This is a genomic window from Massilia rubra (assembly GCF_011682065.1).
GTDB lineage: Bacteria > Pseudomonadota > Gammaproteobacteria > Burkholderiales > Burkholderiaceae_D > Telluria_A > Telluria_A rubra.
This window is the reverse complement of sequence record NZ_VUYU01000003.1, coordinates 303,722-329,498: the sequence shown is the minus strand read 5'-3', so window position 1 is coordinate 329,498 and position 25,777 is coordinate 303,722. Positions and strand designations below refer to the sequence as shown.

General features: G+C 64.0%; 31 protein-coding genes. 18 read left to right on the top strand and 13 right to left on the bottom strand.

Annotated features, from left to right (window positions below; translation table 11 throughout):
* The first annotated feature begins 67 nt into the window (after positions 1–67).
* From F0185_RS06590 to F0185_RS06575, 4 genes are all read left to right on the top strand, one after another.
* A complete protein-coding gene (locus tag F0185_RS06590) occupies positions 68–334 on the top strand; it encodes a DUF493 family protein (protein ID WP_166889378.1) in 267 nt (88 codons plus the stop codon).
* A 56-nt stretch (positions 335–390) separates the two neighbouring features.
* On the top strand, positions 391–753 hold the full coding sequence (locus F0185_RS06585) for a hypothetical protein (RefSeq protein ID WP_167222704.1): 363 nt from the start codon (positions 391–393) through the stop codon (positions 751–753).
* Positions 754–885: 132 nt separating this feature from the next.
* Positions 886–1,497, top strand: coding sequence for a peptidoglycan recognition protein family protein (locus F0185_RS06580; RefSeq protein ID WP_167222702.1), 612 nt, complete (start codon positions 886–888; stop codon positions 1,495–1,497).
* The gene (locus F0185_RS06575; protein ID WP_167222700.1) at positions 1,487–1,906 is read left to right on the top strand and encodes a hypothetical protein; all 420 of its coding nucleotides are present in this window, start codon (positions 1,487–1,489) and stop codon (positions 1,904–1,906) included. The genes F0185_RS06580 and F0185_RS06575 overlap by 11 nt, the downstream gene beginning before the upstream one ends.
* Positions 1,907–1,936: 30 nt before the next feature.
* Here the strand turns inward: F0185_RS06575 and F0185_RS06570 are convergent, their stop codons facing one another.
* The 4 genes from F0185_RS06570 to F0185_RS06555 are packed head-to-tail and all read right to left on the bottom strand — an operon-like array spanning position 1,937 to position 5,656.
* Positions 1,937–2,830: an ABC transporter permease gene (locus F0185_RS06570; protein WP_167222698.1), complete on the bottom strand. Its 894-nt coding sequence runs from the start codon at positions 2,828–2,830 to the stop codon at positions 1,937–1,939.
* On the bottom strand, positions 2,827–3,756 hold the full coding sequence (locus tag F0185_RS06565; protein WP_167222696.1) for an ABC transporter ATP-binding protein: 930 nt from the start codon (positions 3,754–3,756) through the stop codon (positions 2,827–2,829). The genes F0185_RS06570 and F0185_RS06565 overlap by 4 nt, the downstream gene beginning before the upstream one ends.
* Before the next feature lies 1 nt (position 3,757).
* Positions 3,758–4,762, bottom strand: coding sequence for an ABC transporter substrate-binding protein (locus tag F0185_RS06560; protein ID WP_167222694.1), 1,005 nt, complete (start codon positions 4,760–4,762; stop codon positions 3,758–3,760).
* Between the two features lie 24 nt (positions 4,763–4,786).
* Positions 4,787–5,656, bottom strand: a complete 870-nt coding sequence (locus F0185_RS06555; RefSeq protein WP_167222873.1) for a TauD/TfdA dioxygenase family protein — start codon at positions 5,654–5,656, stop codon at positions 4,787–4,789.
* A gap of 158 nt (positions 5,657–5,814) precedes the next feature.
* On the opposite strand from F0185_RS06555, the gene F0185_RS06550 reads away from it, so the two are divergent.
* The 5 genes from F0185_RS06550 to F0185_RS06530 all read left to right on the top strand — a co-directional run bounded on the left by F0185_RS06550 (position 5,815) and on the right by F0185_RS06530 (position 9,079).
* On the top strand, positions 5,815–6,282 hold the full coding sequence (locus F0185_RS06550) for a Tgi2PP family T6SS immunity protein (RefSeq protein ID WP_167222692.1): 468 nt from the start codon (positions 5,815–5,817) through the stop codon (positions 6,280–6,282).
* Positions 6,283–6,354: 72 nt separating this feature from the next.
* Entirely contained in the window at positions 6,355–7,107 is a 753-nt protein-coding gene (gene lipB, locus F0185_RS06545) for a lipoyl(octanoyl) transferase LipB (RefSeq protein WP_167222690.1), read from the top strand.
* Positions 7,104–8,096, top strand: coding sequence for a lipoyl synthase (gene lipA / locus F0185_RS06540; protein ID WP_167222688.1), 993 nt, complete (start codon positions 7,104–7,106; stop codon positions 8,094–8,096). Before lipB ends, lipA begins: the two co-directional genes overlap by 4 nt.
* 21 nt (positions 8,097–8,117) lie before the next feature.
* Positions 8,118–8,807: an alpha/beta fold hydrolase gene (locus F0185_RS06535; RefSeq protein WP_167222686.1), complete on the top strand. Its 690-nt coding sequence runs from the start codon at positions 8,118–8,120 to the stop codon at positions 8,805–8,807.
* Positions 8,807–9,079: a hypothetical protein gene (locus F0185_RS06530; RefSeq protein ID WP_167222684.1), complete on the top strand. Its 273-nt coding sequence runs from the start codon at positions 8,807–8,809 to the stop codon at positions 9,077–9,079. The genes F0185_RS06535 and F0185_RS06530 overlap by 1 nt, the downstream gene beginning before the upstream one ends.
* Positions 9,080–9,130: 51 nt before the next feature.
* On the opposite strand, the gene F0185_RS06525 is transcribed toward F0185_RS06530, so the two are convergent.
* Positions 9,131–10,099 (bottom strand): MBL fold metallo-hydrolase, encoded by a 969-nt coding sequence (locus tag F0185_RS06525; protein WP_167222682.1) that lies wholly within the window; start codon positions 10,097–10,099, stop codon positions 9,131–9,133.
* Between the two features lie 143 nt (positions 10,100–10,242).
* Between F0185_RS06525 and F0185_RS06520 the strand changes: the two genes are divergently transcribed.
* Positions 10,243–11,169: a LysR family transcriptional regulator gene (locus F0185_RS06520; protein WP_167222680.1), complete on the top strand. Its 927-nt coding sequence runs from the start codon at positions 10,243–10,245 to the stop codon at positions 11,167–11,169.
* 108 nt (positions 11,170–11,277) lie between these two features.
* Positions 11,278–12,873 carry a mucoidy inhibitor MuiA family protein gene (locus F0185_RS06515; RefSeq protein ID WP_167222678.1) on the top strand — a complete coding sequence of 532 codons (1,596 nt, stop codon included), beginning with the start codon at positions 11,278–11,280 and terminating at the stop codon, positions 12,871–12,873.
* Here the strand turns inward: F0185_RS06515 and F0185_RS06510 are convergent.
* Positions 12,857–13,465, bottom strand: coding sequence for a DUF1287 domain-containing protein (locus F0185_RS06510; RefSeq protein ID WP_167222676.1), 609 nt, complete (start codon positions 13,463–13,465; stop codon positions 12,857–12,859). The two genes, F0185_RS06515 and F0185_RS06510, sit on opposite strands and share 17 nt — an antisense overlap.
* A gap of 95 nt (positions 13,466–13,560) precedes the next feature.
* On the opposite strand from F0185_RS06510, the gene F0185_RS06505 reads away from it, so the two are divergent.
* The 3 genes from F0185_RS06505 (at position 13,561) to F0185_RS06495 (ending at position 16,940) form a co-directional block, all read left to right on the top strand.
* Positions 13,561–13,983 (top strand): PaaI family thioesterase, encoded by a 423-nt coding sequence (locus F0185_RS06505; protein ID WP_167222674.1) that lies wholly within the window; start codon positions 13,561–13,563, stop codon positions 13,981–13,983.
* 149 nt (positions 13,984–14,132) lie between these two features.
* The gene (locus F0185_RS06500) at positions 14,133–16,439 is read left to right on the top strand and encodes a PAS domain S-box protein (protein ID WP_167222672.1); all 2,307 of its coding nucleotides are present in this window, start codon (positions 14,133–14,135) and stop codon (positions 16,437–16,439) included.
* 69 nt (positions 16,440–16,508) lie between these two features.
* On the top strand, positions 16,509–16,940 hold the full coding sequence (locus F0185_RS06495) for a group I truncated hemoglobin (protein ID WP_167222670.1): 432 nt from the start codon (positions 16,509–16,511) through the stop codon (positions 16,938–16,940).
* Positions 16,941–17,017: 77 nt separating this feature from the next.
* On the opposite strand, the gene F0185_RS06490 is transcribed toward F0185_RS06495, so the two are convergent.
* Together F0185_RS06490 and F0185_RS06485 are read right to left on the bottom strand one after the other, a co-directional pair.
* Positions 17,018–17,722, bottom strand: a complete 705-nt coding sequence (locus F0185_RS06490; RefSeq protein WP_167222668.1) for an anti-sigma factor — start codon at positions 17,720–17,722, stop codon at positions 17,018–17,020.
* Positions 17,719–18,303: a sigma-70 family RNA polymerase sigma factor gene (locus F0185_RS06485; protein WP_167222871.1), complete on the bottom strand. Its 585-nt coding sequence runs from the start codon at positions 18,301–18,303 to the stop codon at positions 17,719–17,721. Before F0185_RS06485 ends, F0185_RS06490 begins: the two co-directional genes overlap by 4 nt.
* Positions 18,304–18,509: 206 nt before the next feature.
* Here F0185_RS06485 and F0185_RS06480 point away from each other — a divergent pair, with 206 nt between their 5' ends.
* Positions 18,510–19,400, top strand: coding sequence for a DUF3034 family protein (locus F0185_RS06480; RefSeq protein WP_167222666.1), 891 nt, complete (start codon positions 18,510–18,512; stop codon positions 19,398–19,400).
* 330 nt (positions 19,401–19,730) lie between these two features.
* Here the strand turns inward: F0185_RS06480 and F0185_RS06475 are convergent, their stop codons facing one another.
* The 5 genes from F0185_RS06475 to F0185_RS06455 all read right to left on the bottom strand — a co-directional run bounded on the left by F0185_RS06475 (position 19,731) and on the right by F0185_RS06455 (position 23,297).
* On the bottom strand, positions 19,731–20,252 hold the full coding sequence (locus F0185_RS06475) for a peroxiredoxin family protein (protein WP_166885812.1): 522 nt from the start codon (positions 20,250–20,252) through the stop codon (positions 19,731–19,733).
* Positions 20,253–20,359: 107 nt separating this feature from the next.
* The gene (locus F0185_RS06470; RefSeq protein ID WP_167222664.1) at positions 20,360–20,998 is read right to left on the bottom strand and encodes a BON domain-containing protein; all 639 of its coding nucleotides are present in this window, start codon (positions 20,996–20,998) and stop codon (positions 20,360–20,362) included.
* Complete coding sequence (locus tag F0185_RS06465) at positions 20,991–21,587, bottom strand: phosphoheptose isomerase (RefSeq protein WP_166885808.1); 597 nt, start codon at positions 21,585–21,587, stop codon at positions 20,991–20,993. Before F0185_RS06465 ends, F0185_RS06470 begins: the two co-directional genes overlap by 8 nt.
* A gap of 68 nt (positions 21,588–21,655) precedes the next feature.
* The gene (locus tag F0185_RS06460) at positions 21,656–22,015 is read right to left on the bottom strand and encodes a YraN family protein (protein WP_167222662.1); all 360 of its coding nucleotides are present in this window, start codon (positions 22,013–22,015) and stop codon (positions 21,656–21,658) included.
* 1 nt (position 22,016) lies between these two features.
* Positions 22,017–23,297 (bottom strand): penicillin-binding protein activator, encoded by a 1,281-nt coding sequence (locus F0185_RS06455; protein ID WP_167222660.1) that lies wholly within the window; start codon positions 23,295–23,297, stop codon positions 22,017–22,019.
* Between the two features lie 12 nt (positions 23,298–23,309).
* On the opposite strand from F0185_RS06455, the gene rsmI reads away from it, so the two are divergent.
* The 3 genes from rsmI (at position 23,310) to F0185_RS06440 (ending at position 25,776) form a co-directional block, all read left to right on the top strand.
* A complete protein-coding gene (gene rsmI, locus F0185_RS06450) occupies positions 23,310–24,221 on the top strand; it encodes a 16S rRNA (cytidine(1402)-2'-O)-methyltransferase (RefSeq protein WP_167222658.1) in 912 nt (303 codons plus the stop codon).
* A 210-nt stretch (positions 24,222–24,431) separates the two neighbouring features.
* A complete protein-coding gene (locus tag F0185_RS06445; RefSeq protein WP_167222656.1) occupies positions 24,432–24,887 on the top strand; it encodes a MarR family winged helix-turn-helix transcriptional regulator in 456 nt (151 codons plus the stop codon).
* A 94-nt stretch (positions 24,888–24,981) separates the two neighbouring features.
* Positions 24,982–25,776 carry an alpha/beta fold hydrolase gene (locus F0185_RS06440; RefSeq protein WP_167222654.1) on the top strand — a complete coding sequence of 265 codons (795 nt, stop codon included), beginning with the start codon at positions 24,982–24,984 and terminating at the stop codon, positions 25,774–25,776.
* Position 25,777 lies beyond the last annotated feature (1 nt).

The following is a 25,777-nucleotide window of genomic DNA, read 5'->3' as shown; positions in this document are numbered from 1 at the left end:
ATGTCATAAAGCGCGTTCCCATACGGGGAGCGCGGCTGTGTTGTCATTTTTTAGAACTGGATTGTGTATGGAACCGACTGAATCCCTCATCGAATACCCGAGCGACTTCCCGATCAAGGTGATGGGCGCCACGCATGACGATTTCGCGGCGACCATCGTCGACGTGGTGCTCGAATTCGACCCCACCTTTCACATCGGCCGCATGGAAGTGCGCCCTTCGCCGCAAGGCAACTACACCGGCCTGACCGTCACCGTGCGCGCCATCAGCCGCGAGCAGCTCGACGACTTGTACCGCGCGCTGCACGCTCACCACATGGTCAAGATCGTGATGTGATTGTCCCGGTGCGCGCTTTTGTGAATGTTCTGAAAAAAGTAGCGCAAGCAATCGCGGTGATTGTGTTGACCTTGGCCGCCTTGATCGGCGCTGGCGCCTTGTGGTGGTATGCGCCGGTGCGGGTGGACGGCAACAATATCGTCAGGGTGAGCGCGGCCGACGCGGGTGCGGATAATGGCTGGAATTGCAAATCGGCCAGCATGACTGCCGAACAATTCCGCACCTACTGGAAAAACGCCAGGCCGATCTTCGACATCGAAGTGCATGAGTACACTTACAGCCCCTGCCAATTCAAAACAATGGAAAACGGCAAGGAATACGTGCTCGGGAGCGGCGGACTCGGCAGCGTGACCAACGGCGATACCACCTATTACTACGTCGACAAAGACGCGAAATCCGGCCTGAACGGCATCGATTGATCCCATCCCGCGCGCCGCACCGACCGGCATTGGCCGGATGGATATCCTGGTTCATCGTTGCCAAAAAAATTCATGATATAGTTTTAATATTATTTTTCTTAAAACTGGCGTTCTTTCCTGGGAAGAAATATCATGTTGATCGTAAATAACGGCATCATCTCAAACGCCCGTATTGATGTTGCTATATATCCCAGGCTGGAGCACGGGCCGATGAGCGACGTCAGCGGTATCATCCTGCACCAGACCAGCAGTGACTCGATCATCACGACCATGGCCGGCTATACGTTCAAGCCGGCGGGAAATGGCGCACACTTCCTGATTGATCCGGCAGGCCAGATTTTCCAGACCGCCAGGATCACCCAGGTTTGCTACCACGTGGGGCGGATCAAAGCCTATTGCAAGCAGGTGCACATGTGTACGCAGAGGGACGAGGAAGTCCTGGCCGGGATAGAGAAGGCGTACGCCAGCGATAAAGACGAACGATTCAAACAGATTGACGCATGGGAGCGGAAGAAACCGGCCGGGTTGCGCTATCCCACGAATGACGACTCGATCGGCATCGAAGTGGTCGGCGCCCCGAAAAATGGCGCGTATGTCAGTCCGTCGAATGCGCAAAACGCCTCCTCGCGCTGGCTGGTGAGCGAGTTGCTCATGACATTGAAACTCGACCGCAAGCGCATCTTCGCGCATGGCCATATGGATCCACGCAAGTATCCGACCGAAGGTGGCATGATTGCCTACTAATTCCTCGGGTGCGCTGAAAAGAATCCTCAAAATCGCTGCTGTGATTGTCGCCTTGTTGGTCGTCGCTTTCGGCATGTTGCGGCTGTGGTGGTATTGGCCAGTGTCGGTTGAGGCCAAGAATATTGTCAAAGTAACGTCCAGTGAGATCAAGGATCTGGAGGAGGAGGTCGCTTACTGTGCCGCGTTTACCATGACTCCGGAGCAATTCCGCACGTATTGGAAAAACGTCAGGCCGATACTCGACTCTGAATTTCACGGCTATTCTTTTGGTGCCTGCTACTTCAAAGCGACCGAACAGGGCAAGGAATTTCTGGTGGGAGTTGGCGGCGTGGGCATTATCAACAAAGGCGATACGCCCTATTACTACGTCGACAAGAACGCGAAGAGCGACTTGTCCGGCCTGGACTGACTTGTCCGTCTTCGGCGGCCGCATCGCAAGCTATGCGGCCGTCCCCAGCGCCTGGCGCTGCATGCCCCAGCGCCGCACCGTCAGGCGTTCCAGGGTCTGGAACACCAGCCCCTCGACCAGCAAGCCGATCACGATCACCGCCGCCAGCCCGGCAAATACCTTGTCGGTGAATAGCTCATTGCGGCTCTGGAAGATATACCAGCCCAGCCCGCCCTTGCCCGAGGTGGTTCCAAACACCAGTTCGGCCGCGATCAGGGTGCGCCAGGCAAATGCCCAGCCGATTTTCAGTCCCGACAAAATGGCCGGCAAGGCCGCCGGAATCATTACCTGAAACACCAGCCGCGTCCCGTTCAGGCCGTAATTGCGCCCGGCCATGCGCAGGGTTTCCGGCACGCTGCCAAAACCCGCATACGCATTGAGCGCCAGCGGCCACATCACCGAATGGACCAGCACGAACACCAGGCTGGCGCGGCCCAGCCCGAACCACAGCAGCGCCAGCGGCAACAAGGCAATCGCCGGCAGCGGATTGAACATCGCGGTCAAGGTTTCCAGCAGGTCGCGCCCGAAGCGGGTGCCGATCGCCAGCGAGGTCAACAGCAGCGCTCCGGCCACGCCCAGCGCATAGCCCTGCACCAGCACCGCCAGCGAGGCCGCCACGTAGCCGGGCAATTCGCCCGACACCATGCCGGCCGCAAACGCACGCGCCGTCTGCAGCGCGCCCGGCAGCAGCAAGTCGTTATCCTGCCAGCGCGCCAGCGCTTCCCATAGCGCCGCCAGGACCAGCAGCAGGAGCGACTTGCGCAGCCAGGCATGCCCGAGCGCGCGCCGCGCCAGCGCCGGCGCAGCGGCCGGAACCAGCGCGGCGGGCGCGCTCAGGGGCGCCACGTATTCCGGCCGGATCGGCGGCAGCGGCCGCGCGCTCATGCGTGTAGCCCGGTGGATAACCGGGTGGATAACTCTGTGGGCAAGGCTGTGGGCAAGCGGGGGGATAACTGCATGGATAAGGGTGTGGGTAAGCCTGTGTACAAGTGTGTGGACGACGCTGCGTGCGCGGGCGCCGCCAAGGTATCTTCGCCGAACAGCAGGCGGTGAATGCGCTGGGCGGCCGCCTGGAACGCCTCGCCGCCGGCGCTGCCCAAGTCGAACTGATGACTGTTCAGTTCGGCGCGCACGCGGCCCGGATGGGGCGACAGCAGCACGATGCGGTTGCCCACCACCAATGCTTCCTCGATCGAATGGGTGACGAACAGCATCGTGAAGCGGATTTCTTCCCACAAGGTGTGCAGTTCCTCCTGCATGCTGCGGCGCGTGAGCGCGTCGAGCGCGGCGAACGGCTCGTCCATCAGCAGGATGGCCGGCTGCATCGCCAGCGCCCGCGCAATCGCCACGCGCGCCTTCATGCCGCCCGATAAGGTGTGCGGAAAGGCATCGGCGAACGGCGACAGGCCGACCTTGCCAATCCAGTGCAGCGCGCGCGCCTGCGCCTCGGCTTTGGCCATGCCGCCCGCCAGCAAGGGGAACATGACATTGCCCTTGACCGTCTTCCACGGCGGCAACTGGTCGAATTCCTGGAACACCACGATCCGGTCCGGCCCGGGGCGCACGATCGGCCGGCCGTCCAGGGTCAGGCTGCCGGCGCGCGGCGTGATGAAGCCGGCAATGGCCTTGAGCAAAGTCGACTTGCCGCAGCCGGACGGCCCCAGCAGCACCAGGCGGTCGCCCCGGTGCACCTCGAAGCTCACATTCTCGGTCGCGCGCACGGTGGCCGCGCCGCTGCGGTACTCGAGCGTGACGCCCTCGGCGCGCAGCAGCGCGTCGCCGGGCGCCGGGGAGAAGCGGTGCGCGTCCATCTCAGCTCCCCGAGGCCACGGCCGGGCTCTGGAAAAAGTAATCGCGCCAGCTGGCCGGCTGCCTTTTCAGCGCGCCAGCCTGGAACAGGAATTGCGCGAGGCCGAACGTGTTTTGCGGCGCCACCTGGAACTGCACTTTCGGGTTCTTGATGACTTTCAGCAGCAGGGCGCGCTCGATGTTGCTTTTGTTCACGCGCAGATAGGCATCGGCCGCCGCTTCCGGGCTGGCCCCGATGAATTGCGCGGCCTCGGCCAGCGCATCGACAAAAGCGCGGTAGGTCTTCGGATTATCCTTCAGATATTTTTCGGTGGCGTACAAGACCGTCGAGGAACCGGGGCCGCCCTGCACTTCATAGGAATCGAGCACGATGTGCGCCTTGGGATTGGCCGCCAGTTCCTGCTCCTGGTAGGGCGGCGTGGCGAAATGGGCGTTGATCTCGGTCTGGCCGGCAATGATTGCGGCGGCCGCGTCCGGATGCGGCAGCGCTTGCGTCAGGCGGTCGAGCTTCTTGAACTCGGCTGTACCCCACTGTTTCGCCGCCGCCATCTGCAAAATCCGCGCCTGCACCGACACCGTCACCGCCGGCAGCGCGATGCGGTCCTTGTCGCTCAAGTCGGCGATGGTCTTGACGTTCGGATTGGTGCTGATCAGGTAATACGGAAAGTTGCCGAGCGACGCCACGCCCTTGACGTTCTGCTTGCCGGAGGTACGGTCCCACACGGTCAGCAGGGGGCCGATGCCGGCGCTGGCGATGTCGATCGAGCCCGACAGAAGCGCATCGTTGATGGCGGCTCCGCCCGACAGCTTGACCCAGTCCACATCGATCTCCACGCCCTGCTTGCGGCCATGCTTTTCGATTAGTTTCTGGTCCTGCGCCACGTTCAGCAGCAGGTACACGATGCCGAACTGCTCGGCGATGCGGATGCGCCCCTCGGCCTGCGCCGGGGTCGATACCAGCGCGCCGGCGCAAGCGAGGGCGATGGCGGCCTTGTTCAACAGTGTCATGGTGGTTTCCCTGGTTGGCGCCGTTCAGAACGGCACACTGCCTTCGATGGTGGTGCGGTACAGCAAGCGGCGCTGGTCTTCCGGGCAACCGGCGGCCTGGTGCATGACCGAGCGGTTATCCCAGAACACCATGTCGCGCGCCTGCCACTGGTGGCGGTAAACGAATTCGGGCCGGGTGCTGAAGGCGAACAGTTCATCGAGCAGGGCGCGGCTGTCGCTGTCCGGCAGGCCGATCACGCGGGTGGTGAAATGCTCGCTGACGAACAGCGCGCGCCGTCCGGTTTCCGGATGGGTGCGCACGATCGGATGCACGACCGGTTTGACTTCGTCGATCTGGGCGCGGGTCAGGTTGGGACGCCACGGGCTGCGTTTTTGCAGTTCGGCATACTTGGCCAGGTAGCTGTGTTCGGCGCTGCGCCCGTCGATGGCGCGCCGCAGGTAGCCGGGCAGCTTGTCCCAGGCCAGGTGCTGGTTGGCGAACAGGGTATCGCCCCCGTCTTGTGGCAACTCCTGCGCGTGCAGCATCGAGCCCAGGCTGGGAATGGGTTTGTACGACAGGTCCGAATGCCAGAAATGGCCGGCGTCGCCCAGGCCGAGCGGCTGGCCGTTTTCCTTGATGTTGGAAATGCGCAGCACTTCCGGCGCGGCCGGCAGCTGGAACTGGCGCAGCACATGGATTTGCAGCGGGCCGAAGCGTCGGCTGAAGGCCACCTGCTGCGCCGGCGTGATGTGTTGGTCGCGAAACACCAGCACATGGTGCTCGAGGTGGGCGCGGTGGATCAGGGCGAAGTCGTCCCGGCTGAGCGGGATCGACAGGTCGAGCCCGTTGATGGCCGCGCCCAGCGGGGCGTCGAAGAGGACGATGTCGAAACGGGTATCGAGGACGGCGGCCATGGCGGTAAACGAGTGATGAGCGAGCACCCAGCTTATCGGCGCGCCTTGAACGGGGCAACGAAGCATTTCAACTATGCTAATGCGGCGCGCGGCTGCCCATCGCGCCTTGATGGCGGCGTACAATGGCATTGTTGAAAAAACCACGCTACGGGAATCAGATGGGTATTGAAATGCAGTCCTTGCGCCGGCCTTGCGCCCTGCTGCTCGCTGGCGCTCTGTTGGCCGGCGTGCCGGCGCGCGCGGCATCGCTCGACGCGCAGCAGATCCGGCCGTCCGGCCTGACCTTGCAGCAGGCCCGCAAGGTGCTGTCCGTGGTGCTGGAACACCAGAAATTCCAGATGAAGCGAAAGGACGCTCATCTGTTTGTCGAGGGACCCGACAAGGATGCGCCGGATGCCCACGGCTACTATTCCCTGCAGCTGTACCACAACCCGCCCAAGGCGGCGATGATGTACACCCTGGGACATTTCTCGGTCAATATGTTGACCGCCGAGGTGTGGGACTTCATGCGCTGCGAACGCTACAGTTTTCCAGCCTTGTCGGCCATCCAGGCACGGGTTTCCGCCCGCACCGGCCAGCGCCCGCCGGACGAACAGAAGGTACGCGACGAGCTCTGCCTGAATTGATCGTCCCTCGGCGGCTGCCGGCGGCGCACTGGCATATAATGACGTGCCCCTCTTATCCCCGATCGACGACCCATGCCCTCCATCCGCCCTGCGCAGGCGATCATCCGCGACCTCGGCCGTGCCGACTACGAGCCGGTGTTTGCCGCCATGCGCGCGTTTACCGACGCGCGCGAGCCCGACACCACCGACGAACTGTGGATCGTCGAGCATCCGCCCGTGTTCACCCTGGGCCTGGGCGCCGACCGTGGCCACCTGCTGGCCGGCGCGCACGCGGTGCCGGTGGTCCAGACCGACCGTGGCGGCGAAGTGACCTACCACGGCCCCGGCCAGGTGGTGATTTACCTGTTGATCGATCTGCGCCGCAACAAGCCGGGCGGCAAGCTGTACGCCCGCCAATTCGTCGAAAAAATCGAGCAGGCGATCATCAATGTGCTGGAGGCGTATAATCTTGCCGGTGAGCGCATCGCTGGCGCGCCTGGCATTTATATCGCCGGCGGGCCGCGCAAAGGCGCCAAGATCGCCGCGCTCGGCCTCAAGGTGCGCGGCAATGGCTGCACTTACCATGGCGTGTCGCTCAATGTGGCGATGGACCTGGCGCCGTTTTCCTGGATTAATCCGTGCGGTTACGCGGGCCTGGAAACGGTCGACATGCGCAGCATGGGCGCCGAAGCCGCGCTGGCCGACGTGCAGCAAGCCCTGGCGCGCGAACTGGTGCGCCAGCTAAGTACCCGCGCAGCGCAGGACGAATCGCAAGACGCATCGCAGAATACGCCGCATACCGCATCGAACAACATCACAGAGCCCCACGGGCAAGCAGCCAAATGACTTCTGACACCGACACCAGCATCGCCCCAGTCTATAACGCCAGCGACAAGCAAAAAGGCGCCAGCAAGACCTCGCGCATTCCGATCAAGATCGTGCCGATCGGACAAATCGAGCGCCTGAAAAAGCCGGACTGGATCCGCGTCAAGGCCGCTTCGGCGTCGTCGCGTTTCTACGAAATCAAGGATATCCTGCGCGCCAACAACCTGGTGACCGTGTGCGAAGAAGCGAGCTGCCCGAACATCGGCGAATGCTTCGGCAAGGGCACGGCCACCTTCATGATCATGGGCGACAAGTGCACCCGCCGCTGCCCGTTCTGCGACGTCGGCCACGGCCGTCCCGATCCGCTCGATGTCAACGAGCCGCACAACCTGTCCAAGACCATCGCCGAGCTGCGCCTGTCGTACGTGGTGATCACCTCGGTCGACCGTGACGACCTGCGCGACGGCGGCGCCGGCCACTTTGTCGAGTGCATCAAGCAGACGCGCGCGCTGTCGCCGAAGACCCGCATCGAAGTGCTGGTGCCCGACTTCCGCGGTCGCCTGGCCAAGGCGCTGGCGATCTTCGCCGACGGCTTGCCGGACGTGATGAACCACAATCTGGAGACCGTGCCGCGCCTGTACAAGGAAGCCCGTCCCGGTTCCGACTACACCCACTCGCTGGAATTGCTGCGCGACTTCAAGGCGCTGTATCCGAACGCGGTGACCAAGTCCGGCATCATGGTCGGCCTGGGCGAGACCGACGATGAAATCCTGCAAGTGATGCGCGATTTGCGCAGCCACAACGTCGACATGCTGACCATCGGCCAGTACCTGTCGCCGTCGGGCGACCACTTGCCGGTGCGCCGCTATGTGCATCCCGACGTGTTCAAGATGTTCGAGGAAGAAGCCTACAAGATGGGCTTCGTGCATGCCGCCGTCGGCGCCATGGTGCGCAGCTCGTACCATGCGGACGAGCAGGCGCATAACGCGGGCGTGGCGATCAGCGCGTAAGTTTTGCCGGTGGTGACCGTGGTGCTGCTTCCGGGAATGGACGGAAGCGGCGACCTGTTCGCCGGTTTCATTGCCGCGCTTGGGGCCGAGGTCGACACCATCGTTGTCTCCTACCCTTGCGCGCCGGCGCTCGGTTACGTCGGCCTGACCGAGTATGCGCGGACGAAGTTGCCGCGTGATCGTCCGTTCGTGCTGATCGGCGAGTCCTTCTCCGGGCCGGTCGCTATCGCGCTGGCCGCGTCAAAGCCGCCCGGGCTGATCGCTCTGGTGCTGTGCTGCACCTTTGCGCGCAATCCGCGTTCGCTGCTGGCGCCGCTTAAACCACTGGTCGGCATGCTGCCCATGTGGTCTTCCCTTACTCCACTGATCGCCCCTTTCCTGCTCGGCTTCGATGCGCCGGTGGTCTTGCGCAAAGCCCTGCGCGGCGCGCTCGACAAGGTGCCGCCCGCGCGCCTGCGCCTGCGCTTGAAAGAAGTAATGGCGGTTGATTACACCGGGCGCGCACAGGCCATCAGCGTGCCCGTGCTGTACCTGCAAGCGACGCGCGACTGGATCGTGCCGGCCTCGGCCGCGCGCCTGCTCGCTTCGCTGTGCGCGGACTGGCGCCTGGTGGCGCTGACGGGGCCGCACCTGCTGCTGCAGAGCGTACCGGAGCAAGCGGCAAGCGCGATCACTACATTTGCGGCCGGACTGGCTGCGGAAAGAACATAATGAAAGACCGGCACGGCAACGAGGTTGCGATTGGCGATATGGTGCGCGTACTGGAAATCGACCAGGGGCTGCTCGATTGGCTTCCCGCCGACGAGTTGTCGCATACGCTGGCGATGCTCAACAACGAATATCCTATTGAGGAATTTCCCGAGGAAGGCAAAATCAGCGTCACCACCTGGTGGGAAGAGGGGCCGGGGCAATCGGCGTGCAGCGGCCTGTACCTGCTTGCGCACGAATTCGAGCTCGTGAAAAAAGCCGGACGCACCGGCTGATTGTGCAACAGCGGATGCGCCCCGTGATCCACCCGGGGCGCTGTGGCGTTCTTATCGCACCTGCGTGTAATTGACCGGCACCCACTGATACGATTTTCCGGCGCTGCGCACGTGCCCGATGCCGGGAAACTGCAAGTGCGATGCGCCCACCCAGGTGCCGTCCTTTGCGGCGGCGCTGAACGCTTTCAGGCGCTGTGCCAGCGCGGCTTTTTCATCCGAATCGAACGCAATCGTCACCGTCGGCTCGTCGAACTGCACCGCGCCCACGTGGATCAGGTCGCCCACCAACAGGAGCTTCTGGCCGCCGCTTTCAACCACGTAGCTGGTGTGCCCGGCCGTATGACCATAGGTCGCCGTCGATTTCACGCCCGGCACCAGTTGCGTATCGCCTTCGAACGGCTGGAAGCGCTTGGCGTCGATGTAGGGCTTGAGCGAGGCCATCGCGCCCTGGAAGAAACCCTTGGCGTCGGCCGGGGCTTTTTCCATGTTGGCCTGGCTCAGCCAGAAGTCCGCATCGCGCTTGTCGGCCCGCACCACGGCATTGGCGAAGGTTGCCGCGCCGTCTTTCGCGATGCCGCCCACGTGGTCCGGATGCAAGTGGGTGATGTAGATTTCATCGACCTGCTCCGGCTGGTAGCCGGAAGCCTTCAGGTTCGCCACCAGCTTGCCCAGGTTGGGGCCGAACAGGCCGCCCGCGCCGCTGTCGACCAGCACCAGCTTGCTGCCGGTATTGATCAGGTACGCGTTGAACGAGGTTTCGAGCGGGCTGGCCAGGAAGGACTTGGCCAGCGCCTTGTCGATTTTCGCCGGGGTGGTCTTGAGCAATTTGTTGACCGGCAGTTCGGTGGTGCCGTCGGACAGCGCGGTCACTTCGAACTCGCCCAGCATCATGCGGAAGTAGCCGGGGGCCGACACCTTGGCCATCGGCGCGGCGGCGTGGACGGTGCTGGCGGTGAAGGCGGCGACGCCAAGGGCGGCCGCCAGGATCAGGGTGCGCGGGGTGCGGAAGAATTCAGTCATGGCGTCTTTCGTTCAGAGTGATGGGAAAAAGCTAAGTCGCAGCAACACAGCAACAGCAGTATGCAACGTTGCGCCGCGCGGAACAATATGGCAATGTGCAAACTATCTTTGCGTTGTGCGCAAACCTCACCGGAGCCGTTCCCATGTTCGATGCCCTGCATTGTTTTCTCGCCGTCGTCGACAGCGGCAACCTGTCGCGCGCCGCCAAAACCTTGCAGTTGGCGGTGTCGTCGGTGTCGCGCCGGATCGACTGGCTCGAAGCCGAAGTCGGCGCCAGGTTGTTCGTGCGCGGTTCGCGCGTGGTGCTGCTGACCGACGCCGGCGAGCGTTTCGTGCCGCGTGCGCGCCACCTGATAGCCGAGCTGGCCGAAGCCAAGGCGGCCGTCACGGCGGTCGATCCGGAGCCGCGCGGCGTGCTCACGGTGACCGCTCCGCGCGCGTTCGGGCGGCGCCACATCGCCCCGATCCTGGGTGAGTTCCTGCACCGCTATCCGCTGATGGAACTGGAGTTGCAGCTCAACGACGACGTGGTCGACCTGTCGGCCCAGCGCGTCGATGTGGCGATCCGCCTCGGCCCGCTGCCCGACAGCGACCTGCTGGCCACCTGGCTGGCGCCGCGCCGGCGCATCGCCTGCGCCAGCCCGGCTTACCTGGCGCGGCGCGGCACCCCGGCCACCCCGCTCGACCTGCTCGGGCACAACTGCATGAGTTACGTCAGCCGCAGCGCCCTGGCTTGCTGGTGGACTTTCGAGGGCGTCAACCGCAACAAGCCCTTGCCGGTCAGCGGCACCCTGCGCAGCGACGATGTCGATTTCATGCTGGACGCGGCCGTCGGCGGAGCCGGCGTGGCGCACCTGCCGAGCTGGCTGGCGAGCGACGCGCTGGTCGCCGGGCAACTGGTGCCCTTGTTCGGACCGGCCAGCCAGGGTGCGTCGGTCGTCACCGACGGCATCCACGCGGTGCGCTTGCCAGGGCGTTCGCACCCGGTCAAGGCGCAGCTGTTCATCGCTTACCTGCGCGACCATGTGGGCCAGCCGCCCTACTGGGAAAGCGCGCTGGCAGGCGTGTGACCATGGGCAGGACCTTTTTCGTGTCCGTTTAGCCCCGGTTTAACCCCGTTTTGCGCCAGCGCGCGTTTCAATCCTATGTCCATCCTCGTCCGAACCCGAAAGCACACCATGCGCCCAACCTTGTTTACCGTCCTGGCCCTGTCGAGTCCCCTGTGCCTGGCCAGCACCAATGCCCCGGTCACGGCCGTCACCTTGTATCCCGGCAGCGCCACCGTGGTGCGCACGGCCCAGGTCGCCGCTGGCGCCACCGAGGTCGTCATCGACGGCTTGCCGGCCAACTTCAACCTCGAATCGGTACGGGTGCAAGCGGCGCCCGGCATCCGCGTGGCCGACGTGGTCTCGCGCGACAAGGCCGGCAGCGAAGCGGTCAACCCGCTTGAAGCGAAGCTGGCCGGCGAGATCGAGCGCCTCAAGGACCAGAAGGCCGTGCTCGACGCGGAGGCCAAGTCGGCCGCCATCGTCAAGGGCTATCTGGAACGCTACAACGGCGGCGCCGCCGACGGCGCCAGGGCGCAAGGGCCGGACAACGGCAAGGCGCTGGCCGGCGTGCTCGACACCCTGGGGCGCGGCGCCAGCGAGGCCCTGATCAAGATCCAGAAGCTGGCCGTGCAGCAGCGCGAGCTCGACAAGAAAATCGCGGCGCTCGAAAGCGACCTGGCGGGCCTCGATCCGGACGGCAAGCAGGTGCGCAGCATGGTGGTGCGCCTGGCGGCGGCCAAAGCCGGGACCCTGACCATCAGCTACCAGCGCGACAATGCCGGCTGGAAACCGGGCTACCGCGCCAGTCTCGACTCGGCCGCGTCCAGGGTCGACCTGGAGCGCCTGGCCACGATTTCGCAGAGCACCGGGGAAGACTGGAGCAACGTCAAGCTGACCCTCTCGACCAGCCAGCCGCGCCTGTCGCCTACCGGACGCGAACCGCAGCCGTGGCTGCTGGGCTACTATCCGCCGCAGCCACCCCAGCAGATGCAAGCCTACGCCCCGGCCCCGGCCCCGGTCATGTCGATGGAACGCAAGCAAAAAGTGGAGATCACCGGCAGCTCGATCAAGCGCGCGAACGAATATGATATCGCCGAACTGCAGGGCGTCTTCGCCACCGAGTTCGAGGTGCCGGGCCGGGTCAACCTGGCCTCGGACGGGCGCGCCACCTCGGTCACGCTGTCGACCCTGGCGCTGCCGGTCACCCAGCACCTGCGCGTGACGCCGCGCCTGGAAAAGTTTGCCATCGTCATGGCCGAAGCGGCCCGTCCGGAAGGTGTGTGGCCGACAGGCAACATGCAGTTGTTCCGCGACGGCGGCTACATCGGCGCCACCCAGTGGAATCTGCAAGATGGCGAGAAGGCGCTGTTCTCGTTCGGGCGCGACGACCTGGTCAAGGTGTCGCTCGATCCGGTGGCCGGCAAGACCGGCAGCAAGGGCATCTTCGGCGGGCGCGCTACCAGCGTGCGCGCCGACGTGTTCACCCTGGTCAACCGCCACAGCACGCCGGTCGAGATGCTGGTGTTCGATTCCTCCCCGGTCAGCACGTCCGAGGAGGTCAAGGTCGAGGCGGTGTTCGATCCGAAACCGTTCACCGACACCTGGGAACAGCGCCGTGGCGTCGTGGCCTGGAAAAAGACCCTGGCGGCCGGGGCGAGCGCCAAATTCCAGGTCGAGTACAAGATCGACTATCCGAAGGAAGGCTCGGTCAGCGGCTTGCGCTGACGGTGGCTTTGGCGGGCGGATTGAAGCGGTAGTGCCCGGTCAGCGGATAGGTGAACAGGCTGTCTTCGATCTGGGTGCCGCGCCCGATGTTGTGGATCACCAGCGGCACCCCGGCCGCGCTGCGCTGGCCGGAGACGATGCCGATGTGCGGCAGGTTACCCGGCAGCATCCAGGTGACGACGTCGCCCGCCTGGTAGGCGGCGCCCTCGCGCGCGGGTGTCATCGACTTGCCGTGGCGCGTGAAAAAGGTGGCCAGGTTGGGCACGCGGCGATGGTCGATATTCGGATCGGGGCGCTTGAGTTGCCACAATTTCGGATACGCATTCCAGGCCGTCTTCATGTCGCGATGGACCAGTTCCTGCAAGTCCACCCCCACCTTGCGATAAGCGCGCACCACCACGTCGGTGCACACGCCGCGCTCGGCCGGCACATCGCCGCCGGGGAAGGCCAGGCGCTCGTAGCGCGGGTCGTACTTGGTGGTCACGCCGATCTGGGAGCGCGCCGCCTCCACCAGGCGGGCCGGCCCGGCGTCCTGGGCCAGGGCGCCGGGGGCGCACGCCCACGCGGACAGCAGCACGGGCAAGTACAGCATTCTCAAAGCAAATTTTTTCAAGATCGGACCTCTGTTAACCGGGCTGGGAATAAAAACGTACAATCGTGCTTATTTTAAACACGAACGGAAACGCCATGAGCACGCACCAGTTTACCCCTGAATCGATGAACAGTTTCGGCGCCGGCACGCTTCCCGGTTACATGGGCGTGGAAATTACCCGTGTCGGCGGCGGCGAAGTCGCCGCGCGCCTCGAGATCAAGCCGCACTTGCTCGCGCCCAACGGCTTCCTGCACGCCGGCACCGTCATCACCCTGGCCGACACCGCCGCCGGCTACGCCTGCGTGGCCAACCTGCCGGAAGGGGCGAACAGCTTCACCACCATCGAGCTCAAGTCGAACCACCTGGGCACCGCGCGCGACGGCGCGATCGCCTGCGTGGCCAAGGCCGCCCACCTCGGCAAAACCACCCAGGTGTGGGACGTGGTGGTCACCAATGAAGCGAATGGCAAGACCATCGCCCTGTTCCGCTGCACCCAGATGATTCTGTATCCCAAATAAGCGCTGGCGCGCTGGCCCCCGATCGTCGAGTCAACGTTATACATCGGGTAACTTCCGTTTGACAATTGTATGGAAAGGCGCATCATGGCCGGACGCCTGGCGCTGCTCCGACTCGTCGCGGCGCCACTCCACCAGCCAGAGAGCGCCGGATGCCCAACGACTTCGATCAGCTCATACTTACGGAAGCCCCTGGCGGGGTGATTGTCACCACGCCGGGCTACACCGTGTTGCGCTGGACTAACGGCGCCGAGCGCATCTTCGGCTACAGCAGCGACGAAGCAGTGGGGCGCGACCTGCGCGAGCTGATCGCCCTGCCTGGCAAGCAGGAGCGTGAGTTGGACCTGGAAGCGGAGCGCCAGATCGTGGCGTACGGCGCCTTCGACTATGAAACCTTGCGCCGCCGCAAGGATGGCGCGCTGATCTATGTCGACGCCTCCGCCAAGGCCATCTGCGACGAGCACGGCAAGATCGATTACATCGTCTCGACCATGCGCGACATGACGCGCGCCAAGGCCGCGCGCGACACCCTGCTGATCGAAGCGAAATTCCGCGACCTGCTCGAATCGACGCCGGACAGCATCATCATGGCCAACCCGACCGGCACCATCGTGCTGGCCAACGCCCAGGCCGAGCGCCTGTTCGGCTATGAACACGGCGAACTGAACGGCAAGCTGATCGAAGTACTGCTGCCGGCCCGCTTCCACCACGGCCATGTGGGGCACCGCTCGCGCTACTTCGAACAGTCGCGCACGCGCACCATGGGTGCCGGGCTGGAGCTGTACGGCGTGCGCAAGGACGAGGTCGAATTTCCGGTCGAAATCAGCCTCTCGCCGATCAGCACCGACGCCGGCGCTTTTGTGATCAGCGCGATCCGCGATGTCAGCGAACGCAAAAAGGCCGAGCAGAAATTCCGCGGCTTGCTCGAATCGGCGCCGGACGCGATGGTGATCGTCAACCGCGATGGCGAAATCGTGCTGGTCAATTCGCAGACCGAAAAATTGTTCGGCTATCCGCGCAGCGAACTGCTTGGAAGAAAAGTCGAGATCCTGATCCCGCAGCGCTTCGCCGAGCAGCATCCGCATTTCCGCAGCAGCTTTTCGGCCGGGCCGCGCCCGCGATCGATGGGCGCCGGGCTCGAACTGTATGGTTTGCGGCGCGACGGCACCGAGTTTCCGGTCGAAATCAGCCTCTCGCCGCTGGAAACCGAAGATGGCATGCTGGTGTCGTCGGCGATTCGCGACATTACCGACCGCAAGCGCATCGAGCGCGCCCTCAACGACAAGAAGGTCGAGCTCGAACGCGCCAACCAGGCCAAGGATCTTTTTCTGACCAGCATGTCGCACGAGCTGCGCACGCCGCTCAACGCCATTCTCGGCTTCACCCAGTTGCTGGCCAACGAGTCCTTGCCCTCGACCACGGTGCAAAAGCGCAGCTTCGTGCGCAATATCCTGACGGCCGGCGAACACTTGCTGACCTTGATTAACGAAATCCTCGACCTGGCCAAGATCGAATCGGGCACCCTGAGCGTGTCGCTTGAACCGGTGCTGCTCTCCGGCGTGCTCGACGAAGTGCAATCGATGGTCGGCGACAGCGCGGCCCGGCGCGGCATCCGCATGGTGTTTCCGAAGCCGGAGCCGCTGATGGTGGTGGCCGACCACACGCGCCTCAAGCAGATCATGCTGAACCTGTTGTCGAACGCCATCAAGTACAACCGCGAGCAGGGCGTGGCGGTGGTCAACACCAACCTGATCGGCCCGGCGCGGGTGCGCATTTCGGTGCAGGATACCGGCAAGGGTTTGCGTCCCGACCAACTCAGTTCGCTGTTCCAGCCGTTCAACCGGCTCGGCCAGGAAGGCGGCAGCGAAGAAGGCACCGGCATCGGGCTGGTGGTGACCAAGCGCCTGGTCGAACTGATGGGCGGCGCCATGGGCGTGTCGAGCACGGCCGGCATCGGCAGCGTGTTCTGGATCGAGCTCGACCTGAGCGGCAGTGGCCCTCTGGCCCAGGGCGCGGCCGCCGCGCCCACGCCCGCGCCGCGCGCCATGCCGGCCGTGCCCGCGGGCGATCCGTCGGTGGCGACCTTGCTGTACGTGGAAGACAATCCGGCCAACCTGAGGCTGGTCGAAGAAATCGTCGGCTTCCGCTGCGACCTGGCCCTGGTTTCCGCGCCCAGCGCCGAGCTTGGCATTGCACTGGCGCAGAGTTATCTGCCGAACGTGATCCTGATGGATATCAACCTGCCCGGCATGGATGGTCACGAAGCGCAGCGCCTGCTGCGCGACGACCCGCGCACGGCGCATATTCCGGTCATTGCACTGAGTGCGAATGCGATGGAGCGCGACGTCAAGCGCAGCATGGCCGCCGGCTTTTTTGCCTACCTGACCAAGCCGATCAATATCGGCACCTTCACGGCGGCGGTGGACCGGGCGCTGGCGGCTGCTGCCGCGCCCGACTAGTCACAGCTGTTGCGGCGGGCGCGATTCGGTGCCAAGTTTGATTGGCTGTTAACCATGATTGGAAAAAGAATGAAAACGGTGACCCGGCTTTTTTGCATCGGCACGCTGGCGCTGGCCGGCGGCTGCGTCCACGGGCCCGCCACCGACGACAGCACCTACCAGGGGCTGGGCGGGCAGGGCGGGATCAAGAAGATCGTGGACACCTTCGTGCCGATGATCATGGCCGACGCGCGCATCAAGGAATCGTTCAAGGATACCGACCTGAAGAACTTGTCGATGCGGCTGGAAGAGCAGTTTTGCGCGCTCTCCGGCGGCCCGTGCAAGTACAAGGGCAAGGACATGAAGGATATCCACGATGGCTTAAACATCACCAACGCCCAGTTCAACGCGCTGGCCGAGGACTTGCAGGCGGCCATGGACAAGAACGGCGTGGCGCCGGCGGTGCAGAACAAGCTGGTGGCCAGGCTGGCGCCGATGCAGAAGGATATCGTGACGAAGTAGGATCGGCCAGGCACGCGTCGTCCCCGCACCGAGGCGGGGAGTCGGTTCCGCCAAGGGCGGAACCGACAGTGCCGATACTACAAGCTCACCCAATTGCCCTTGTACACAATCGGCCCGGTCGGTCCATTCGGATCGGGCGAGCCTCCCTTCGGCTCCAGGGTCACCGCCAGCACCGCCACATCGTCGCTGATGGCATTGTCGGTCAAGGTGAAGCGGCCCTGGTTGTCAGCCAATACCCCCAGCGAACGCGGCTTGCCCGACTTCGGCACCGCCCACAGATGCAGGCTCTTGTCGGCCGCAACCGGCGCGCCGCCCACCACCCGCGCATCGAGAGCGTGGTGCTTGCGGTCGGCGGTCAGCACCATGGCGGGCTGGGCCTTGTCGTCGCTCAAGGTCGCCACGTACGAAATGACCGGCGCATCGACCGGACGGTAGCTTACTACCACCACCAGCAGCAGGGCCGCCATGGCGGTCGACACCATCCCCAGGTTGCGCCAGAACGCCAGGTTGTCGCTCTGCCAGAAGCGCCAGCCGCCGGTCTTTTTCGGCTTGAGGTCCAGACGCCGTTCGATGCCGCGCCACACGCTTTTCGGCGGCGCCACATCGCCGGCAAACTCGGCCATGGGTGCCAGGCGCTGCTGCCACTGCGCGGTGATATTGCGCAAGTCGGCGTCCTGGTGCAGCCAGCCTTCGAAACGGCGCCGCGCGCCGCCCCTGAGCGTGCCCAGCACGTATTCCGCCGCCAGTTTCTGGCGCAGGACAATGTTATGTCGGATGTTCATGTTTGCTCCCGTTTCGCGAGGCAGGTGCGCAGCTTTTCAAGACTGCGCCTGATCCAGGTTTTGACGGTTCCGACTGGTAGTTTCATCTGCTCGGCCACTTCGCTGTGCGACAGGTCGTGGTAATAGGCCAGCGCGACAACCTGGCGATGCATGCCGTCGAGCGCGGACATGCACCACGCCAGCGCTTTCGCATCGCCACTCATCTGCAACGCCTCGATCGGCGTCGCCTGCGGATCCTGTAGAGCATTCATGACTTCACTATCAAACTGTTCCGCATCGATTTCAACCGAGACGTCGCTGCGCCGGAGGTGGTCGAACGCCTTGTTGCGGACAATGGTCGCCATCCAGGTCATCGGCGCTGCGAGATGACTCTGGTAGTTGGCGGCATTGTTCCAGATGGCGACATAGCTCTCTTGCAAAACCTCTTCAGCGAGCTCGCGCTTGTGCAATATACGCAGCGCGAAGCCAAACAGTTTCGGCGAAGTTGCATCGTAGAGGGAACGGAAGGCGCCGCCATCGCGTTTGCCGGCTGCCAGGAGCCAGGTGCGTAGTTGCTGCGGGTCGAGCGGGTTGACGTCGATGGACACTGAGCGCCTTGACAGTGGGTTCGGGTGGCCGCGGCGTGGCGCGGAGTGCCCGGTGAGGTTATCGCAAAGGCATATCGGATTACAACAAACATATTTGCGAAATATAGCAAAATAGTTGAATCCAATCGCGCGCCGTTTGCGTACGCAGTATTGTAGAGACGGCTGAGTTGGTTCGTGCAACACCTTCATCGGGAGACAATATGCAGATCACGCGCGTGGGTAGCTTGTTCTTGGCGGCAAGTTTGACGGCCGGTGCGGCGTACGGGCAGGGCCGGCCCGACCTGGGCAAGCTCACTGCGACGGGCGGGGTCAGCCAGCTCGAAGGCGCCGGCGGCGGCGGCCTGACCCCGTGGGCGCTGATTACCGGCTATGGCAGCCGCGACAGCTGGGGCGCGAACGCGCACTACACCGGCGTGCGCACCCAGGATTACACGCTCGACACGGCCGGGGTGGCGCTGGGGCTGGCCGACCGGGTTGAACTGTCGCTGGCGCAGCAGCATTTCAAGGGCAGCCTGGCGCCGCTGAACCAGCTGAGCATCAAGCAGGATATTCTTGGCGTAAAAGTGAAAGTGGCGGGCGACGCCGTGTACGGGCAGGATAGCTTGATGCCGCAGATCGCCGTCGGTGCGATGTACAAGCGCAACAAGGGCGTGGGCGGGCTGGGGGCGCTGGGCGTGACCAGGGTCACGCAACTGGGTGCGAAGGATGACAGCGGCACCGATCTCTACGTGGCCGCGACCAAGCTGCTATTGCAGCAGAGTTTGCTCTTGAACGCCACCGTGCGCGCGACCAGGGCCAATCAGATGGGTTTACTGGGGTTTGGCGGCGACAAGGGCGATTCCTGCAAGGCGATGCTGGAAGTGTCGGCCGCGTACCTGGTGGACCGCCAACTGGTGGCCGGCGTGGAATACCGCCGCAAGCCGCACAATCTGGGGGTGGACAATGAAAAGGCGTATTACGACGTGTTCGTGGCCTGGTTTCCCAGCAAGCATGTGTCGGTGACGGCGGCCTACGCGGTGCTGGGGGATATTACGGTGTTCAACCCCCAGCGCCAGCGCGGCGCGTATTTGTCGGTGCAGACGGGGTTTTGAACGCTAAGCTCCAAACCGTCGTTCCCGCGTAGGCGGGAATCCAAGTTTGTTTCAAAGCCGCTGGCGGCTCTACAAAATGAGGTTCCCGCCTACGAGGCTGTCTCGAAAGGGAAGCGTTCAACGACTACCACCGCCTCCAGCACCGTCATTCCCGCGCAGGCGGGAATCCAAGTTCGCTGCTATGCCACGGAATGGGATTCCCGCCTGCGCGGGAATGACGGATAAGAGTCTACCGCCTAGCGGTGATTTTAGCGTTTTGAGACAGCCTCCTACGCGGGAACGACGGTTTCGAGCTTAACGCCGTTTCGTACAGTAACTAATTTTGAGCATTCAGCCCGCGATGGTTTTTTCCAGCAACTTATGCAAGGCCGGAAAATCCGGCTCCCCCACATAGCGCTTGATGATCTTGCCATCCTTGTCGATCAAGAACGTGGTCGGCGTTAACGTCACATCCCCGAAGGCCTTGGCAATATCACCGGCGCTATCGAGCGCCACGGTAAACGGCAGGCGGTTGGTCTCGGCATAATTGAGCACGTAATTGGGCGCGTCGTACTTCATGGCCACCGCCACGAACTCCATGCCCTGGCCCTTGAACTTGTTGTACGTATCGACCATCTGCGGCATTTCCTTGACGCAGGTTGCGCACGAGGTTGCCCAGAAATTGACCATGACCACCTTGCCGCGCAAGCTTTGCGAGCTGATTTTCTGGCCCTTGATATCGATGAAGGTCACGTCCGGCGCGGGCGTGCTGCGCGCCAGCGAGGAATAGCCGATGGCGGCAATGGCCACCACCGCCGCGCCGATAAGCGCCGGTTTGAGCCAGGAAGTACGGGGTGGAGTCTGGGTGGACATGACTGTGGAAGCGGGAATGGAACAGAAAATCATTATAGCCGCGCTGCAAAAACGCTGCCCGCGCGGCCCTCCGGACGCAAGTATTTACAAGCGACCAGTCAGGACGACTACAACTGGACCGACGAGGACCGTGGCGAGATCGCCTTGAGCTCGTCGTCGCTGATGTATTCCAGCACTTTGACGACTTTTTTCACGCCCGACACGCCGCGCGCCACATCGGCGGCGACCTGGCCTTCGCGCTGGGTCACGCGGCCCATCAGGAACACGGTGCCGCGCTCGGTGATGACCTTGAACGAGGTCGCCGAAATGGTCTGCATGTCCACCAGGCTGGCCTTGACCTTGGTGGTGATCAGCGAATCGCTCGAACGCGAGGTATAGGTGGCGGGCGAAGCGATGTCGAGTTCGTTGATCACGATCGCCACGCCATCGATGTTGGCCACTTCGCGCTCGACCGCCGCCTTCATGGCGTCGTCGCGCACTTCGCCGGTCAGCAGCACCTTGCGGTTGAAGCTGTTGACATTGATATGCACGTCTTCACCGGTAATTTTCGGCAAGCGCATGTCGGCCTTGAGCGCAATGGCCTTGTCGTCGGCTTGCGCACCGAGCGTGCGACGGTCGGCCGTGGCCACCGCGCCGGCCACGGCGCCGCCCACGAACAGCCCGATGCAGCCCTGCAGGCTGCCCAGCAGGGCAACTGCGACGATGGCCTTGGCCAGCGGGCGCACCGCACGTAATGGATCATTCATTGACATCTCCTCCGAACAAGGCGACGTCGATACCGTCGCAAATGCAGTGTATGGTCACCAGGTGCACTTCCTGGATGCGCGCGGTGCGCGTGTGCGGCACGCAGATATGCACGTCGGCGTCGGTCAGCAACTTGCCGAGCGCGCCGCCATCCTTGCCGGTCAGCGCCACGACGCGCATTTCACGCTCGAGCGCCGCTTCGACCGCGGCAATCACGTTGGCCGAGTTGCCCGACGTGGAAATGGCCAGCAGCACGTCGCCGGCCTGGCCGAAGGCTTGCACCTGCTTCGAGAAAATCTCGCGGTAGCTGTAATCGTTGCCCACCGCCGTCATGATCGAGGTATCGGTGGTCAGCGACATCGCCGGCAGCGGAAAGCGCTCGCGCTCGAAACGGCCCACCAGCTCGGCCGCAAAGTGTTGGCAGTCGGCGGCCGAGCCGCCATTACCGCAAGCAAGAATCTTGTTTCCGTTCGACAAGGCGAAGAACATCAGTTCGATCGCTTGCGAGATGGGTTGAGCCAGGGCAGAAGCCGCCTGAATCTTGAGTTCGGCGCTTTCGTGGAAGTGGGCGAGGATGCGTTGAGTATTCATAGTGGAGGATTATAGTGCAGCAGATAGCCAACCCGGAGAAGTACGATGAAAATCGCCCTGGCGCTCGCTTATAACTGAATGGCGTTGCGCAGCCACTCCATGCGTTCGCCGTCGATGGCGAGCACGTCGAAGCGGCACGGCGGCACCTGTGGAAAGCGCAGCAGGTAGGTCTGGGCCGCGCGCACCATGCGGCCGATCTTGGCGGGGGTGATGCTGGCGGCCGCGCCGCCGTGGCTGGCGCTGGCACGCTGGCGCACTTCGACGAACACCAGTTCCTCGCCGTGGCGCAAAATCAGGTCGATTTCGCCGCCCCGGCAGCGGTAGTTGGCCTCGACCAGGCGCAAGCCCTGGCCTTGCAGATAGTCGAGTGCTTTCTGTTCCCACAACTGGCCCTGGCGCTGCTTGCCGCTCAGCCGGGCCGGCCACATATTACTGCGCGCCGCCGGACGGCTTGAAGCTGCCGCCCTGGTAGACCGCGGTCGGCTGCACCCGCTCGAAGCGTGCCGGGCCGTCGCCGAAGCTGACCGACAGCCGTCCCGTCACGCCATCCATGGTGAACGGCGCGCCCGGATGCAGGGTGATCTCGCGCGCCACGCGGAAGGCATCGATGCCGAGTGCGTACAGGCGGTCGAGGTCGAGCGTGCGGCGGCTGGCGTTCCAGCGCGGATACACCATCACGGCCGGATGGTCGGGTTGCACTTCCCACGGCAGGTCGAGCAGGCGCACGCCGTCGAGCTCGGCCAGCGCCATGCCCGGTTCGGTGCCCGGATTGACCGACGAGGTGCCGTAGGCCGGCACGTTGGTGCCGATCGAGGCGCGCACCTGGCGCAGCTGGTCGGCGTCGAGCGCGGTAAAGAGCAGGGTCGGCTGTTCGGCATCGACCCGGTTTCTCAGCTGCGAGATGCCCGATTCGCTCAGGTAGCCGTTCGAGGCGGACAGTTCCAGGGTCTGCGACTGGTTGCCCAGCTGCTTCCACTGGGCGGCAAACGCGCTGGCGATACGGCGCTGCCAGGCGTTCGCGCCGGACACGACCAGCGCGCGCGCGCCCGGATGCTCGCTCGCGGCCCACTGCGCCACCTGGCGCGCCTCGTCTTCGATTGACAGGCCGATCACCAGCAGATTGTGCGGCAGCGCGCCGCCCGTGCCGCGTCCGTCCGGATGATTCAGGGCGATGGTCGGCTTGCTGACGGCCACGCCGGCGCCGGCGATCGCGCTCACCGCCGAGCGCGCCAACGGGCCGACCACGATATCGTTCTGCGCCAGCGCCGTGGTGTAGGCGGCCAGCACGTCTTGCGGGCTGTCGCCGGTTTCGATCAGGTTCACTTCGAAGCCGGTGCGGTCGCGCTCGTAAGCGGCCATGAAACCGGCGCGCAGCGCGCCAGCCGGCGGGCCGAGCGCGTCGGAGCGGGTCGGCAGCAGCAGGCCGATGCGGGTGGCCGCTTTGTTGTCGGGCGCGGCGGCGGGCACGGCGGCCGCGCGCGGATGGTCGGCCACGGCCCCTGGCGGCGCATCGACCGGCATGGTCTCGACCTCGGCTTCAGGGATGACCGGCGCGATCACCTCGGGCGCGCGCGGCTGGGCCGGTGCGACGCTTGTGTTTGGCTCGATAGGCGCGCACAATCCCCCCGGCCTGTCGCAGGGCGTGCTGCAGGCACTCAACATCGTGAGCGCGCTAACGGCGAACAGGCCCTTCAGACTTTTAATCAGCATTACCACTCCCAAATGACAGAATTCCAGACCAGTTCGATCGCCCAGCTTCCCGTCATTGGCGAGGCCGTGCATCAGTCCTATCCTACAGCAACCCTGTATATCGTGGCTACTCCCATTGGCAACGTCACCGACATTACCGTGCGCGCCTTGCACGTGCTCTCGCTGGTCGACGCGGTCGCTTGCGAAGACACCCGTAACACCGGTAATCTGCTGACCCGCTTCGGCCTGTCGCGCCCGATGATCGCCGCGCACCAGCACAACGAACGCGAAGTGGCCGACAAGCTGATCGCGCGCCTGCAGGCCGGCGAGCGCATCGCGCTGGTGTCGGACGCGGGCACGCCGGGCGTGTCCGACCCGGGCGCGCGCATTGTCGACGCGGTGCGCGCCGCCGGCCTGCGCGTGGTGCCGCTGCCGGGCGCCTCGGCGGCGGTGACGGCGCTTTCGGCCAGCGGGCTGGTCAACGATCAATTCTATTTTGTGGGTTTTTTGCCGGCCAAGGCAAAGCAGCGCGAAACCGCCCTGCAAAAACTGCTGACGGTCGGCGCGACCATGGTGTTCTACGAAGCGCCGCACCGCATCCTGGATTGCGTGGAAGCGCTGGCCGGCGTGTTCGAGCCGGCGCGCCAGGTGGTGTTCGCGCGCGAGTTGACCAAGCTGTTCGAAGAAATCCACCGTTGCCCTTTGTCCGAGGCGCTGGCCTGGGTCAAGGCCGATCCGCACCGCGAAAAGGGCGAGTACGTGGTGCTGCTCGAAGGCGCCCGGGCCGAGGGCGATGCCGAAGAGGCCGAGGCCGAGCGCATCCTGCATATCCTGCTGGCTGAATGTTCGGTCAAGCAGGCCGCCAACCTGACCGCGCAAATTACCGGGCGCAAGAAGAATGCCCTGTACGACCGCGCGCTGGAAATCAAGGGTCAGCAGGACTGATCTGCATCAATCGCACTTTCGCGCCATCGCCATTGTCCAAGCGGGACGCGGGCTGCTTCGCACCACCGGCCGTGCAAGTCGTATCGGGGGACTATGCCCGGCGGCTGGCGCGGAGCGGCGCCGCGTACCGGCGGCGGGCGAAAATTCGGGATTCAAAAGATTTTAAGAAATAGCTTGCTATTCGATAGTGCGCTACATATACTGCTTCACATGGACGACAAACAAACACCGAATAACGACGTTCCCCGGCTCGATGGCCAGTTGTGCTTCTCGCTGTACTCGACTTCGCTGGCGATGAGCAAGCTGTACCGCAAGTTGCTGCGCAAGCTCGGGCTGACGTACTCGCAGTATCTGGTGTTGATGGTGCTGTGGGAACAGAACGAGTTGACGGTGTCGGAAATTGGCGAGCGCCTGTCCCTGGACTCGGCAACCCTGACTCCCCTGCTCAAGCGGATGGAACAGGCTGAACTGCTGACCCGCATCCGCGCCGCCAGCGATGAACGCCAGGTCATCATCTCGCTGACCGAAGCAGGCAGCCTGTTGCGGGAAGAAGCGAAGAAGTTTCCTTCGCAAATGTTGTGCACCTTTGGTTGCGGGTTGGACCAGGTCGTCAGCTTGAAGCAGCAGCTCGATGAACTGCGCAGTAACCTGAACAAGAATACGTAATGCACGGGGTGGACAAGTACCGCCTGCCCCGGTCGAATCAAAATGTAGTGCGCTATATAATAGTAAGCTAACTTAATCTTTTAAAGGAACCACCATGAAAGCCATCAACACCATCGCCCTCGCCCTGTCGATCACCGCCGCCGCCGCAGCTCCCGCCATGGCCGCCCCAAGCACGGTCGCCGCCGTCAAGCCAACCGTGATCCTGGTGCATGGCGCCTTTGCCGACGCCGGCAGCTGGAACGGCGTTGCCTCGAAACTGCGCGCCGATGGCTACAGCGTGATCGGCGCGGCCAACCCGCTGCGCAGCGTCAAGGGCGACGCCAGCGTGGTGTCGGACATCGTCAAGTCCGTCAAGGGCCCGGTGGTGCTGGTCGGTCACTCCTACGGCGGCGCGGTGATCTCGACCGCCGCCAACGGCAACCCGAACGTGAAAAGCCTGGTCTACGTGGCCGCGTTCGCTCCCGACCAGGGTGAGACGGCGTTAGAACTGTCCGGTCGTTTCCCCGGCGGCACCCTGGGCCAGGCCTTGGCCGAGCCTGTGTCCATCGCCGGCGGCGGCAAGGATTTCTACATCCAGCAAGACAAGTTCCACCAGCAGTTCGCCGCCGACGTGCCGAAAGCCGACGCCCAGCTGATGGCAATCGCCCAGCGCCCGATCGCTGAAGCGGCGCTGACCGAAGCGTCCGGCGCGCCCGCCTGGAAGAACCTGCCGTCCTACTTCATCTACGGCACCGCCGACAAGAACATCCCGGCCGCCGCCCTCGGCTTCATGGCCGAACGCGCCAAGTCGCGCAAAACCGTCGAAATCAAAGGCGCTTCGCACGTCGTGATGACCTCCAACCCGGCTGCGGTTGCCCGCCTGATCGAAGAAGCAGCACAGGCCAAGTAAG

Excerpts from the sequence above, each read along its gene's own strand:
- F0185_RS06590 (WP_166889378.1), top strand. The coding sequence starts at position 68 with ATGGAACCGACTGAATCCCTCATCGAATACCCGAGCGACTTCCCGATC.
- F0185_RS06580 (WP_167222702.1), top strand. The coding sequence starts at position 886 with ATGTTGATCGTAAATAACGGCATCATCTCAAACGCCCGTATTGATGTT.
- F0185_RS06570 (WP_167222698.1), bottom strand. The coding sequence starts at position 2,830 with ATGAGCGCGCGGCCGCTGCCGCCGATCCGGCCGGAATACGTGGCGCCC.
- F0185_RS06565 (WP_167222696.1), bottom strand. The coding sequence starts at position 3,756 with ATGGACGCGCACCGCTTCTCCCCGGCGCCCGGCGACGCGCTGCTGCGC.
- F0185_RS06560 (WP_167222694.1), bottom strand. The coding sequence starts at position 4,762 with ATGACACTGTTGAACAAGGCCGCCATCGCCCTCGCTTGCGCCGGCGCG.
- F0185_RS06555 (WP_167222873.1), bottom strand. The coding sequence starts at position 5,656 with ATGGCCGCCGTCCTCGATACCCGTTTCGACATCGTCCTCTTCGACGCC.
- F0185_RS06550 (WP_167222692.1), top strand. The coding sequence starts at position 5,815 with ATGGGTATTGAAATGCAGTCCTTGCGCCGGCCTTGCGCCCTGCTGCTC.
- lipB (WP_167222690.1), top strand. The coding sequence starts at position 6,355 with ATGCCCTCCATCCGCCCTGCGCAGGCGATCATCCGCGACCTCGGCCGT.
- lipA (WP_167222688.1), top strand. The coding sequence starts at position 7,104 with ATGACTTCTGACACCGACACCAGCATCGCCCCAGTCTATAACGCCAGC.
- F0185_RS06530 (WP_167222684.1), top strand. The coding sequence starts at position 8,807 with ATGAAAGACCGGCACGGCAACGAGGTTGCGATTGGCGATATGGTGCGC.
- F0185_RS06525 (WP_167222682.1), bottom strand. The coding sequence starts at position 10,099 with ATGACTGAATTCTTCCGCACCCCGCGCACCCTGATCCTGGCGGCCGCC.
- F0185_RS06520 (WP_167222680.1), top strand. The coding sequence starts at position 10,243 with ATGTTCGATGCCCTGCATTGTTTTCTCGCCGTCGTCGACAGCGGCAAC.
- F0185_RS06515 (WP_167222678.1), top strand. The coding sequence starts at position 11,278 with ATGCGCCCAACCTTGTTTACCGTCCTGGCCCTGTCGAGTCCCCTGTGC.
- F0185_RS06510 (WP_167222676.1), bottom strand. The coding sequence starts at position 13,465 with ATGCTGTACTTGCCCGTGCTGCTGTCCGCGTGGGCGTGCGCCCCCGGC.
- F0185_RS06505 (WP_167222674.1), top strand. The coding sequence starts at position 13,561 with ATGAGCACGCACCAGTTTACCCCTGAATCGATGAACAGTTTCGGCGCC.
- F0185_RS06500 (WP_167222672.1), top strand. The coding sequence starts at position 14,133 with ATGCCCAACGACTTCGATCAGCTCATACTTACGGAAGCCCCTGGCGGG.
- F0185_RS06495 (WP_167222670.1), top strand. The coding sequence starts at position 16,509 with ATGAAAACGGTGACCCGGCTTTTTTGCATCGGCACGCTGGCGCTGGCC.
- F0185_RS06490 (WP_167222668.1), bottom strand. The coding sequence starts at position 17,722 with ATGAACATCCGACATAACATTGTCCTGCGCCAGAAACTGGCGGCGGAA.
- F0185_RS06480 (WP_167222666.1), top strand. The coding sequence starts at position 18,510 with ATGCAGATCACGCGCGTGGGTAGCTTGTTCTTGGCGGCAAGTTTGACG.
- F0185_RS06475 (WP_166885812.1), bottom strand. The coding sequence starts at position 20,252 with ATGTCCACCCAGACTCCACCCCGTACTTCCTGGCTCAAACCGGCGCTT.
- F0185_RS06470 (WP_167222664.1), bottom strand. The coding sequence starts at position 20,998 with ATGAATGATCCATTACGTGCGGTGCGCCCGCTGGCCAAGGCCATCGTC.
- F0185_RS06465 (WP_166885808.1), bottom strand. The coding sequence starts at position 21,587 with ATGAATACTCAACGCATCCTCGCCCACTTCCACGAAAGCGCCGAACTC.
- F0185_RS06460 (WP_167222662.1), bottom strand. The coding sequence starts at position 22,015 with ATGTGGCCGGCCCGGCTGAGCGGCAAGCAGCGCCAGGGCCAGTTGTGG.
- F0185_RS06455 (WP_167222660.1), bottom strand. The coding sequence starts at position 23,297 with ATGCTGATTAAAAGTCTGAAGGGCCTGTTCGCCGTTAGCGCGCTCACG.
- rsmI (WP_167222658.1), top strand. The coding sequence starts at position 23,310 with ATGACAGAATTCCAGACCAGTTCGATCGCCCAGCTTCCCGTCATTGGC.
- F0185_RS06445 (WP_167222656.1), top strand. The coding sequence starts at position 24,432 with ATGGACGACAAACAAACACCGAATAACGACGTTCCCCGGCTCGATGGC.
- F0185_RS06440 (WP_167222654.1), top strand. The coding sequence starts at position 24,982 with ATGAAAGCCATCAACACCATCGCCCTCGCCCTGTCGATCACCGCCGCC.